A 13,251-nucleotide genomic window follows, 5' to 3' on the forward strand; every position below is an offset into this window, starting at 1 on the left:
GGGAACAACGAGCGGGCCTCGATGCATGCAAGGCCCGCTCCAGGGCGGGAGATGGGCGCTTCAGTCCGGCGCCAGCCGCAGGCTGCGGCGCTCGGCATCGGTGAGCCGCGACAGCAGCGCCGGATCGAAGCGCTGGCCATGGCCGAGCACCTGCACCGGGCTGCCGCTGTCGTAGCCGCCGGCCGCTTCGCCGCGCTGTGCCGGCGCTGGCGCTTCGGCGCCGCCTTCCGCCGGCGCGGCCTCGTTGCCGAAGCCGATCACCCGCACGGTGAAGATGGAGGGCAGCGCTTGCCGCGTCGCCACCCGCTCCCGCTGCATCACCTCTTGCGCGCTGCTGGCCGCCGAGCTGGTGGCGGCGCTGGCGTTGCTGAGGGCGGAGACATTCACCGCCGCCGCCATCGGGATGCCAGCGGCCTCGCCCTTGACGTCGATGTTGGCGGCGTTGAGTACCTGCGAGGCTGCCAGATTGACGCTGCCCGACACCCGGATGCCTGCCTCGCCGGCATCGATGGTGCCCAGCGGCGCGATCAGATCGACATCGCCGGCAGGCACCTCCGCGATCGGCGCCAGGGTGGCGATGCCGGCTCCGGTGCTGGGCACGTCGGAGGACAGGCTGACGTTGCCCCAGTTGTCGTACACCCGCTTCGGCGGGGTGAACACCACTGTGGTCTTGGCGCCGCGCCCGGCATTGATGTCGCCTTCGGCCGACCAGCCGAGGATGTCGCCGCCGAAAGTGGTCATGACGCGGCTCTGGCCGAGCAGGATGCTGTCGCGCGCATAGAGCTGGATGTCGCCCTGCCCCTGGGTGATGAGGCCGGCGCTGGCCGGCGGTGCCGCGCCCTCCACGCCGTAGGTTTGGCCGCCGCCGGGCGTGAGCACCTGGATGCTGCCGCCGAAGTCGGTATGCACGCCGGCGCCGCCGTAGATCAACAGGTCGCCCTGGTAGCCGCTGTCCTCGCGCTCGGGGAAAAGCGCGGCGATGGCCTGGCGGCCGCGCAGATAGCTGCCGGGGCGCGGGCCGTCGGCGTCGTTGTATTCCCGCCCGCCAGCGCGCAGCTCGGCGAAGTAGACCAGGCGGGCGAAGATGGCCTGGCGCTCGGGCGCGAGGGTGGCGAAGTAGCTCCGCGCGCCTTCCGCGCTGCCGGAGTAGCCCTCGTTCTCCTTCAGCCATTCCACCAGCTCATCCTCGTAGACCTTGACCACCTTGCCTTCCTGCTCCGCCAGCGGCACGTCGGTGGTGGCCAGGCTGGCCTTGTCCAAGTAGCGCGCGAGGAAGCCGGCGTAGTCCGCGCCCTGGGCGCCCAGTCCCGCCAGCAGCGCGATGTCGGCGCCGGCGCGGCGGTCGCCCGGCACGACCGCGCCTATGCTGGTGATGCTGGCGACATCGTTCTGCACGATGTTGCGCCCGGCCGAAATCTCCAGCGTGCCCGGCCCGGCGATGTCGAAGTTGGCGTAGAGGATGTCGCGGCCGGCGGAAACTACCGAGACGTCGCCGGCGTCGCCGTGGACGATGAGGTTGCCGGAGATCGCTGGACCGTAGCCGGGGTCGGAGCGGATCACCTCCCAGGGCAGCTGCACGCCGGCGGCATCGGCCCCCATGCCGCTGCTGACGATGTCCCGGCCGGCGCGCAGGGCCACCGGGCCGGCACCGATGTAGTCGGTCTGGCCGGCGCGCAGCGACACCACGTCGTAGGTCGCGGTCACGCCGGTACGCAGGCCGACGATGTCGCCCGCCACCGCATAGAAGCGGGCGGTTTCCAGGTCGGCCAGCCCGGCGCTCGCGCCGGTGGTGTTGGCGCCGAAGGTCAGCAGCGGGAAGCTGTTCGGCGCCACGTAGGGCCCCGCCTCATCCACGTTGGTCGAAATCAGCACGCCGGCGGCGCTGTAGAGGGCGTAGGCCGGCTGCCGGATGCCGGCCATGGCGGACTGCTCCGCGCCTGAGCGGCTGATGGAGAAGCCGCCGGCATAGATCGAATCGGCGGCCAGCACCTGCAGGCTGCCGTTGGTCGACGGGGCCAGCAGCATGTGGGTGTAGAGCACCGCCGGGTTGCCGGCAACCGGCTGGTTCAGGTAGGCCGCCGAGGCGCCGTAGTAGATGCTGCCGCTGCTCGCCACCGCGTTGACGCTGGAGGGCGCCATGTACCAGCCGCCGCTGGGGGCGAAGTCCCAGTTGCTGTCCACCGTGCGCACGCTCTCGCCAAGGCGGGTGTCGAGCGCGAGATTGCCGCCGGCGGATAACAGATCGACCGCGGTGGCCGGCGACCACAGGCTGAACCAGCCCAGGCCCAGCCCGCCGGCCACGTCCTGGTAGTTGCCGGTGTGGACGCGGCCGGCATCCGCGGTACCGCCGAACACCAGGTCGCCCCGGCTGCTGATGCAGGCGCTGGCATCGCCCTCCACCAGCATCAGGCCGCCGGTGGCGGCCGTCATGCTGGAACCGTAGGGGTCGGCGATACGGGTATCGGTCGGGTCCTTCTCGCCGCTGCGGCCGCCGTAGATCAGTTCCATCGTGCCTATGCTGCCGGCTTCCATGGCGATGGCCCCGCGCAGGTTCACCACCGCGCCGTAAAGCTCGTGTGCCTGGGCGACGCTGCCGTTGTTGCTGCGCACACGGGATTCCGCATGGGCGTTCCAGCCGCCGCCGATGCGTATGTCCAGATCGCCGCCGCCGGTCAGCACCAGGCTGCCGTCCTCCAGCACCCGGCCGCTGCTGCCCACCGCCAGCACCACGCCCTGGCTGCGCGCGCTGCCGGCGGTGCCGCTGGTCACCGTGGTGCTGCGCAGGTCCACGATGCCGGCGTCGCCGCCCACCCGTATCGTGGCGTTGCCGCCGCCCAGGGTGCCGAAGCCGGTGAAGCCGGTCTGCGCCGGCCAGCCGGCGAGGCTGGAGGTGGTGGCAAGCAGGGGGTCGTAGGCATAAGTGCCGAAGTTGATCCACCAGGCCGTCGGCAGGCTCTCGCCGCCCTGGCGCCACAGCCAGTTGCCGACACTGGAGCTGGCCTTGGCGAGCTGACCGGCACCCCAGGAGTCGCCGGTCAGGTTCCCCTCCACCGCGATCCACAGGTTGCCGCCGCCATCCGGGTACCAGGCCTGGTAGAGGCTGTTGCCATCCACCAGCGCCTCGTAGGCGGCGGCACGGTCGCCGGCCGCGCTGCCCAGCACCGTGCCGGAAGCCGCCTTGCCCCTGCCCTGGTCGTAGAGAGCGTCCAGCGCCGCGTCGCCCAGGCTGGTCTGGCTGCCGGCGGTATAGACGCCGTAAGGCGATTGCATGGACAGCGAACCGCCGGCCGCGAGATCGAGATCGCCGGTGCCGGTGCGCAGCACGCTGAGGGCCGGCGCCTTGGCATTCACGCCAGCGAGAACGTCGCCCTGCGGCGCGGTGATCACGCACAGGCTGGGATCGACATCGCACCAGAACAGGTCGGCCGCATCCACCACCCCGCCCACCGGGTAGCCCAGCCAGTTGCCATCGGCCCAGGTCACCGTCGGCTGCGGCGCCTGTTCGGCGCACAGGCTGGGATCGACATCGCACCAGAACAGGTCGGCCTCGCTCACCGGATCGCCCGCCGGATAGCCCATCCAGTTGCCATCGGCCCACACGATGATGTTGGCGCTGGTGTATGCGTAATCCAGGCCGTAGTGGCTGTCGGCCAGGATCATGTCGCCGGCACCCGGACGCACCTGGCGGCGGTCGGCGGCGGCGGTGTCGGCGCCGGCCACTAGGCGCAGGCTCCAGGATTGCGAACCCTCCGGCAACATGCTGGCCAGGGCCCAGTTGCGCGCCTGCTGGCCATTGCTGTCCACCGGCCGCAGGGAGACCTGCAGCGCATCGTCGACCAGCTTGACGTTGGTGCCGGCCGGGATGACGGCGCCGACCGGCAGAGTCAGCAGGCCCTGCTGCGTCATCGCCACCGGCAGGGCGACGCCCTTGGGCCAGTTCAGGCTGGCCAGCGTGAGCGCCACCGGCAGGCGGGTGCCCGCCCCCAGCCGCGCCCCGGACGGCAGCGTCAGCCCGCCGGCCTCGACCGCGGTGCCGGCCGCCAGCAGGGTGCTGCCATCGGCGGCCAGCACATTGGCGCCGAGCACGGTGCCGGCGGGCAGCTGCCAGGCGCTGCCCAGCGTCACCGTCTGCGGCAGCGTGGTGCCGGCCGGCAGGGTGACGTTGGCGGCGGTGATGGCGTAGTTGAGCGTCTTGCCCGCCGGGTACACCGTGCCGGCGGCCAGTTGCACGCCGGAGACCGGCACCAGTACGTCGCCGTCGAAGGGCTGCACCCCGGGCAGCAGCACCCAGCCGGCGTCGTCCGGCGTCGTCGGCGGCGGCGCGAAGCCATCGTTGATGCTGCCGTAGATGGAGAGATCGCCGCCGGCGCGGATCGCCAGCGCGCCGACTTCTCCAGAGCCATAGGTGGAAGTGCGCGCCGTCGCCGGATTGAGGCTGGCGTAGCGGTAGCCGGAGAGGTCGAGATCGCCCTGCACCACCAGATCGCCGTCGGCGGTGGCGCTGACGATTTCCACCGCCGGCCGCAGGTGCAGGGCCGAGGCGTAGGCCGCCGTGTTCAGGCCGGCGAGCTTCACGTCCAGCAGGTTGGCGTTGTGCAGCGCGGCGTTCATGAACAGTTCGGCCTCGGCATGCTTGCCGTCCAGGTAGGCCTGGTCGATCACCTGGTAGGGCCGGCCGCTGGCCGCGGTTCCGCTGCCATAGGCGGCGTCGGCGTAGATCTGCCGGCCATAGACTGCAATGCTGCTCGCGCCCTGGATGTCGATGTTGCCGCCGGCGTCGATGGCGATGTCGCCGTAGTGGGCGGCATCCGCCGCGGTGGTGCTGCCGTCGCTGCCCAGGCGGGCGGCGTAGAGCTCCAGGGTGCCGCGGTTCTGGCCGTCGCCGCTGCTGGCGCCGGTGCCGTGGCGCAGGTCGATGCGCACGCCCCCGCCCAGGCTGAGCAGGCCCTGGCCGGCATCCAGTTCGACGATGGCGCGGTTGGGGCTGTCGATGATCTCGCCGTAGCTGTCCACCCGCAGCGCGCTGCCGTGGGTATCCAGCACCGCGCCGGCGGCCAGGGTGAGCCCGTCGCGGGCGGCCAGGCGGATGCTGCCCACGCGCTCGCCGCTCGCATCCACCGTGCCGGCCACCGTCAGGCTGCCGCGGTCCACCGACACGGTGATCTCGCCGGCGCGCAGCTCGTTGCCTATGGTGAGGTCGCCGTGCTTGAGCTGGAAGCTGCGGGCGCCGGACCAGCCGCCCTCGTTCAGCCGCCGGTTGAGGTCGGCGAAGTTGTCGCTGAGGCTGCCGTCGCCGCCGAGGTGCTGGGCATGGATCTCGATTTCGCCGGCGCGGAAGGGCAGCTCGGTGCCGCCGGCATCGTAGCGGCCGCTGGCGGTGGCGAGCAGGTTGCCCTGCAGGTCCACCGTGCCGGCGGCCTCGCCGGTGGCGCGAACGACCAGGCTGCCGGCGCTGTTGTTGAGCGCCGAGAGATCGATCAGCGAGCCCGCCGCCTGGCGGATGTCGCCGGCCGTGCTGTGCAGGATGAGGTCGCCGCCCCAACCGTAGCTGGCGGTGTCGAACATTTCGGTCTTGCGGCCGGCCAGATCCAGCACTGAGCCGTCCTCCAGCAGGATGTCGCCCTCCGCTTCCAGCGTGAGCTTGCCGCTGGGCAGCGCCACCCGGGTATCGATGCGCACGCTCTGCCCGCTCAGCGCCAGCTCGGCGCCGGAGCCGATGCCGGCCTCCGTGCCGCTGGCCACCTGCCCATCCAGCCCCTGCAGTACCAGCTCGCCGCCCGCGCGCAGGCTGTTCACCGAGCCGTCGCCGCCGGTGACCAGCGGCGTGCTGACGATGAGATTGCCGCCGCTGTAGTGGTAGCCCTCGCCCGCCACATAGCCATCCAGGCGCTGATACACCGCCAGCCCGCCGCTGTGGTTGGCGGTGAGGCGCTGGGCGGCGTTCAGCTGCACTTCGCCGAAACCCAGCACCAGCCTGTCATCACTGTCGATGCCGTTGGGCTGGGCCTGTGGCCCGTAGCCGAACTCGATCACATCCGCGTCGATGCGCAGCGTACCGGCACCACTGCCGCGCCCGCCGCTCACCGGCGCCGGCGCACCGCCCGGCAGCCCGACCCAGGTCAGCGTGCCGGTGGAGATGCTGGCGGTCTGGTCCGCGGCGCCGTAGCCGTAGATGGCCGGGGCCGACAGCACCAGGTTGTCCAGCACGGAGAGGCCGGTAACCGCATCCCGGGTGTCCAGGGCGACGTCGCCGAAGAAGTTGATGGACTCGGCGGCGGTCAGCACCAGGCGCTCCAGCGCCGGAGCGCCGTATGCCTGGTCGCCTTGCAGCAGGCGGTCGAGCACGCCCTGGTTCAGGCTCATGCCGGCAGTGAGCGCGCCCCTGGCCGCGGCGGCGGCCAGTTCCTCCGCCGAGCCGGCATTCACGCTGCCCACCGCCAGCACCAGGTTGCGGGTGCCGTAGCGGACCGGGTCGCCGAGTTCGAAATCGCCCTGGGCGGCGGCCAGCAGCGTGCCCTCGGAGTAGAGCTCGCTCATCGCGCCGCAAGCGGCTGCCGCCGGGCAGGCGCCCAGGAAGATGCTGCCGCTGCCGCCTTCCGCACCGAGCACGTTGAGCCAGCCATTGGAGAGCGCGAGCACGTTCGTGCTGCGCGGGCGATAGACATAGCCGTCGGTGGAGTCGTAAGCCGCCGCGCCGGCGCCCAGGGTGTTGATGCCGGCGCCGGCTTCCACCGTGATGTCGCCGTTGGCCACCAGGAACACTTCCGGCGCGCTCAGCATCGCGCCCTCGCGCAGCACCACCCCGCTCGCCTGGGTGGTGAAGTCCAGGTAGTTGCCTTCATTGTTTCCATTGGCGGTGATTGCCGGCGTGGCGATGCTGCCGCCCAGCACCAGCCTGGGCGCACCGATGGCGGCCAGATCGTCGGCGTGCAAGGTGATGCCGCTGAAGCCGGCGGTGGCCTGCGCATCCGCAGCCACGACCTCTATCGACGTGGCGGTGAAGCCGTTCACCGTCACCGCAGCGGAGCCGCCGTAACCGCCTGCCGCCGCGCTGAAATCGGCGCTGCCGGCGAAGTTCAGCGTGGTCGCGGACGAAGGCGTCAAGCCGAGGATGAGCGACTTGCCATCGGCCGGGAGAATGCCGCGGGGCACGCTGTCCAGGGCGGCCTGCTGGATGATGAAGTCGGCGTAGCTGGTTTCGTTGTACTGGGAATAGGTGCGCAGCACGGCGGCTGGCGTCAGGATCAGCGCCTGGGCCAGTTGACTCCGGAAGGCGGTGTTGGCGGTGGCCAGCGTGCCGGCCGCGGCATAGGAGCCGTTGCGCATGGCTTGCGGCTGCATGCCGGCCGTCACCGTGGCGCCGCCGTTGAGCTCGACGCGGTAGGCGCCGGGCAGCAAGGCGTAGTCGGAAGGCAGCAGCGTATAGGTGCCGGCAGGCAGGCCGGGCACGCCGGCGGGAATGGTGATCTGCTGGCCGATCAGCGGGTCGATCGCGCCACTGCCGGCCGCGGCCGGCGCATAGCTGGAGGTGTAGCCGGGCACGATGGCGTAGACCGGGTTGCTCGCCAGCCCCGGCAGGCTGAAGCTGCCATCGGCGTTCATGCGCACCAGTGGATTCAGGCGGGCGTCGGTGGAGCCGCCGCGGCCGGAGATGAAGCCGGCGCCCAGCAGTTCGCCGCCGCCTGAAAGATCCAGCACTGCGCCCTCGGCGACATCCAGCGCCTGCCCCACCAGGCTGATGCGCCCTTCCAGGCTGCTGCCCAGGCCGTGCAGCGCGATCTCCTCGCCGAGGTAGCTGTAGCTCACCCCATCGGCCGTACCGCCATAGGGCAATACCAGGCCGGCCGCGCTCACCGAGGTGACGCTGCCAGGCAGCAGCGCCACCTCAACGGTGCTCTCGTTGTTGTATAGGGTTCCGAGAGTCAGGGTGCCCAAAGGGGCCCTGAGCACCCCGCCCTGCTCGATCTCGGCGGCGCCCAGCGTGAGGTTGCCGAATACCGAATAGGGCAGCGCCGGCAGCGCCGCCTCATCGCCGGCACGCGAGATGACGATGCGGCTGCCTTCCCGGTACGGGTTCTGGCCCGAAGGACCGGCGAGCCCTGCCATCACCCGAGCCTGCACGCCGGTTGCGGGATAGACCTGCGCGGCGTGCAGAAAAATGTCGCCGGCGCTCATCAGCTCGGCGTCGTAGATGCTGCCCAGGGCGGTCCCGGGCACGAAGCGGATGTCGCCCTGGCTGTTCAGCATCAGACTGGCGAAGCCGGCCCGCTCCACCGCGACCGAACTGTTGTCGGCGCTGGTGAGCACGGCACTGAGACCGGCGGTGACGCTGCCCTGGATGTCGATCAGATCGGCGGACACGCTCAGGCTGGCGGCGGACGCCAGGGTGCTCGCACCACCGTACAAGGAAGGCCGCACATAGCTGTCCCCGGCGGCGGCAACGTCCCCCAGCCCGCCAAGCAACAGGTAGGGCGCGGACAGGGACACCGCCATCGAGGGCAGCGCCCCCTCGGCCACCACCAGCGCGCCGGAATGGATGCGCAGCTCGCCGCTCATGGCGAGATCGAGGTCGCCAGCGAAGGCCACCGTGCCATTGCTGTAGAGCGCCAGCGTGGAGAAGCCGCCGGCCTGGACCTGGTCCACCCCCAGCCGGGCATGGCCGTACTCCAGCACGGATGCATCCTCCGCCTGTTTGTTCTGCTCCAGCAGCAACTCCCTGGGCACCAGCATGGCGTCGGCCGCCGGACGCAGATAGCTGGGCGCCTCCAGCGAGACCGCCAGCCGGCCGCCGCTGGCCCCTTCCCCACCGGCCGCCGCGCGCAGGCTGCCGTCGAGGTAGATGCCTGCGGACGAAGCGATGTCTATGCTGCCGCCGGCCGAGTACAGGGTGAGCGGACCGCTGCCGGCGACATCGAAGCGGGCTTGCCCGCCGGAGGCGTCCACCACCGCGCCCGCGTTGATCACGACGAAGGCGTCGGAGGCGGAGGCGCGGCTTTCCGACTCCAGCAACTGGCCGCCGATGACAATGCTGCCGCCATCGCCGAGCAGGCCATAGGCCCTGCCCTGGCTGTCGTAGGCCACATGGGCGGCGGCGGAAGCGTCCAGCACCGCCTGCTCGCCGAGCAGGACGCTGCGCGCGTGCGGCGTGCTCTGGGCGACGCTGGCGCTGTTGGCATCCGACACGGTGTTCATCGCGCCGGTGAGCGCGATGCTGCCGCTCAGTGCCCTGAGCGTTCCTTCCACCGTGAGTTGGCCACGGGCGGACAGCGCGATGGCCTCGCCCGGATCCACCTGCAGCAGCGCGCCGTGGCCGATGCTGAGCCCGCCGCCGTCGCCCACGCTGTCCTCATCCTCCGGCAGGCCGGCCGCCAGGGACAGGCTGGCACCCGCGCGCTGGGTGACCTGGCGCGCCAGCGCGTCATCCTCGTACAGCGGCGGCGTCCATACCGTGAGCAGCCCTTCCAGGGCGCCGACCGCCGGCAAGGCGCTGGCACGCAGTACCGGCCGCAGAACTTCAAGCGTGAGCGCGTCCGGCACCACCAGGCCGTTGTGGCCACGGACCTCGTAGGCGGCGAAGCCGCTCTGGAACAAGGCGGTGCTCAGGGTGGTGGTGGGCGCGACCCGAAGGTCGCGAGCCAGCGTCGCGCCGGCAACAAGACGGGAGCCGGCAGCAAAGCTCAGGTCTTCCGTCGCCACCGTTCCGGCGGCCAGCACCGCCTGCATGGCGGATCCCAGCGGGTTGAGCGGCAGTCCGTCCGGGAAGACGTCTGCGGGAACGGACCAGCCGGCGCTGGATGCGCCATAGATTCTTAGCGTGGTAAGCACCGTACCAGCCGGGATGGTTGGCGGCCCATCAATCCAGAAGTCGTAGCTTCTCCAGTTCTTCCCGGTTGAATCCCGGATCTGCACCGATGCTATGCCGAATGACGCCGGCAGCGTCCAGTCTGCCGCCAGCGTAACTGTGGTACCGAACGCGGTGCTGCTCACATACACGTCCCGAGAGTTTGGCAGGCTCATGCCTGCCCCCAGGGTGTAAGTCGAATAGCTGTAATCCTGCGGCAGGATTTCGCCGGCGCGGACGATGAAGTCCTCGGCGGCGATCAGCTCCACCGGCACCGACTCGCCCGCCACCAGCAGCCCTTCGGTTTCCAGCAGTTCCCCGCCGACCGAGATGGCGCTGGCGGATTCGATGTCCAGCGTGCCGGCGCCATTGACGCCGTAGCCGCGCAAGGTGCCGTCCAGGGTCAGCAGCGAGCTGGCCGGGCCCAGCTCAAGGCCGGCGCCCAGCGTCACCGAGCCGCCGCGGCCGCCGCTGATGCTGCCATCGGCCTGGATGAGCGCGCCGGCGGAGACATCCACCAGGCTATCCGCCTCCAGCGTCAGATCGTGGGTGGAACGCAGGCTGACGCTGCCGCCGTTGCGGTAGGCCAGCATCGCCAGCGGCGCGCCGGCTTCGCGCAGGTCGGCGCTCAGGCCGCTGGCGTCCAGGGTGACGCCCTCGTGCAGGTGCACGCCGCCGCTGACTCCGGCAGGCACGGCGATGACGACATCGTCCACCGGGCTGCCGCTGGTGGCGGTGTTCGGCTGGCTGAGCACGTTGCCGGCGTGGATGCTGCCGCTGCGCGCGGTGAGCCCGGCCGCCAGATCCACCTCCGGCGCGTAAAGCACGATCTCGCCGCCAGCCGCGACCTCCAGCCCGGCGTTCACCGCGACGCTCTCCTTCGCCGCGATGCGCGCCGCGCCCAGGCCGGCAGCGCTCAGGCTGTCGCTGGCCAGCAGCAGGCGGCCTTCGCGCGCTGTTGCCACCGCGTCATCGAGCGCGATGCCGTCGGCGAGCGCTTCGGCCACGCCTAGCTCCACGACGTCCGCCACCGCGCTCAGCGCATGGCGCAGCAGCCCCTGGTCGGCGTCGTAGATCGGCAGATAGTTGCCGACGATGAGCTGCCCCGCGCGCGCCACCGCCGTCTGCGACTGGTAATAGCCATCCAGCCCGGCCTGGGCCGCACTGGTCTGCGCCGAGCCCTGGTAGACGTCGCCGCGGATGTCGCCTTCGAGCACCGCGCTGCGGGTAGCGACCACCAGCTTGCCGGCGTCGCGGCCCACGGTGTAGCCGTTCTCCAGCCGCGACTTCGGCGCGATCAGCGGGTTGTAGTAGTAGTCGGTCACCCCCCAGCGCTCGCTGCTGTCTTCGTAGCCGCGGTAGAGGCCGGTGTAGCGCACATCGGCCGGCGCGCGGGAAACCTCGTAGAGCACGCCGTCGGCGCCCTTGAGCCAGCTCATGTTGATGAGGCCGGTGGCCACGTCCAGCGTGCCACCGGAGAGGTTCACCTCCGAGCCGGCGCGGGTCACCAGATCGCCGCCGGTGACGGTGACGATGCCGCCCTGCGCCATCCATTCGCCCACGGTGTGGCCGCTGGTGGCGAGATAGCCGCTGACCTCCAGCAGGCCGCCGGCGGTATACCAACGGTCAGTCTCGTAGCCGTTGGTGCCTGCCGGCACGTAGACCAGGCTGCGCCTGTCCACCCAGACCTCGGTGCTGTTGAGGCTGCCCGCCTCGCGGTTCACCGGCGAGTCGCGCTGCTCGTTGCCCTGGATGTCCACCACCAGGTTGTTGGAGGCCATGGAGACCTGCACGCCGACGGCGCCGGAAACGTCGATACGCGCGCCGTCCTCGACCAGGCTGCGGCTGGCGGCGGTGAGCGCCACCTGACCGCCGGTGGCCAGGGTCAGCGAGTCGCCCTCGAACGCCACCGTGCCGCCGCTGACGATCTCGATGCGCGACAGGTCGGCTCGGTCGGCAATCGTGCTGAGATTATCGAAATTGCCGGTGGCCAGCGGATTCACGCTGCCATCCAGCGCCTCCAGGGCGGCGTCGCGCTGGCTGTCGAGCGCGTTGCTGGTCGAGGCCTCCAGCAGCACGGTGGTGGTGCTGCCCTCGCCCAGGGTGACGCTGCCGCTGGCATCGCTCAGCCGGGTGGACAGGTGGATGCTGCCGCGCGCGGCGGTGGCGGTGGTGGCGACCAGCACGCCGTCCTGCACCACTTCATGGCCGGTCAGGGTGATGTCGCCAGTGCTGGCGGTGATCAGGCCGGTGTTGAGCACCCGCCCGGCGGCGCTGCCAGCCGCCAGCAGGGTGGAGACTTCGTTACCGCGGGTGGTGGAGGCGGCGTTGCCGTCGGTGCCCACGCCTTTGCGGATGTGGAAGCTGTCGCCGGCGGCCAGCACCGTCTGCCCGCCCGGGGTGGTGATCTGCCCGGCATTGGCAACCTCCGCGCCCAGCAGCAGCACATAGCCGCCACCGCTGGTGGCCGAGCTTGCGGCATGCGTGCTCAGCTGCGCTCCGGCCTCAACCTGTATCGCGCCCAGGGCGTCGTAGAAGCTGGCCTGGCTGCCATTGCCATCGACATAGAGGCCGCCGCCGCTGAACTGGCTGTCGGTGATCCTGGCGGCGGCGGCCACCAGGTTGCGCACATCGATCTGGCTGCCGCCGGAGAAGATGACGCCATTGCGGTTGACGATCATCACCGTGCCGTCGGCTTCGATCCGCCCCAGGATCTGGCTGGGGCGGGCGAGCGGGTCATTCACCCGGTTGAGCACCGCCCAGCCGGCGTCCTGGACGAAATCCACCGTGGTGTTGCTGCCGACGTTGAAGGTTTCCCAGTTGAGGATGGCCTTGTCGGCAGTCTGCTGGATGGTGACCGTGGTCCTGCCGTCGGCCACCGTCTGCACCGGTGTCTGGGCGTTGAGCCAGCCGGCGGTGAGGCTGTTGCTATCCACCTTCAGGCCACCTTCGGCCAGCCCGTCGGCGATCGCGGCGTCCGCCTGCGCCGCCCGCCGGGCGGCGGCCTGGGCAGCCTGCTGCATGGCGATGGCCTGGGCCGCCAGGCCGAGGTTCTCGATGGAACGCCCCAGTTGCTCGCTGGCCTGGTTCCTCTGCGCCTGGGGGCTGGTGAGGGTGGAGGCGCGCTGGCCATTGGGCAGCAGGCCGGTCGCTGCCGCCTGGCTCTGCATCGCGCCTTTGGCGGCGAACCAGGCGCTGCTGAAGGCCTGCTGGGCACAGGCCGGCCCGGCGAGCGCACCCGCCGCCAGCCCCAGCGCCAGGGCCCGCGCCAGCGGCGCCATCCTGACGGAAGCGTGCTGCCGCCCCCTCCCCTGCCCATGCCAACCGCTGCCCACGCTTGCGCTCATTGATCGTTCCCGCAGATGTCCGTATCGATATCGAGTAGCCGTCGCGGTGCGCGGCGGCCATAT

The 13,251-nt window shown here is 71.0% G+C and carries 1 protein-coding gene; it reads right to left on the reverse strand.

Annotated elements, in window-relative coordinates:
• Window positions 1-60 precede the first annotated feature (60 nt).
• Complete coding sequence (locus C7389_RS04880) at window positions 61-13,188, reverse strand: filamentous haemagglutinin family protein (protein WP_133588947.1); 13,128 nt, start codon at window positions 13,186-13,188, stop codon at window positions 61-63.
• Between the last annotated feature and the right edge of the window lie 63 nt (window positions 13,189-13,251).

This window comes from Azoarcus indigens (genome assembly GCF_004361735.1).
In the GTDB taxonomy this organism is placed as follows: Bacteria; Pseudomonadota; Gammaproteobacteria; order Burkholderiales; family Rhodocyclaceae; genus Azoarcus; species Azoarcus indigens.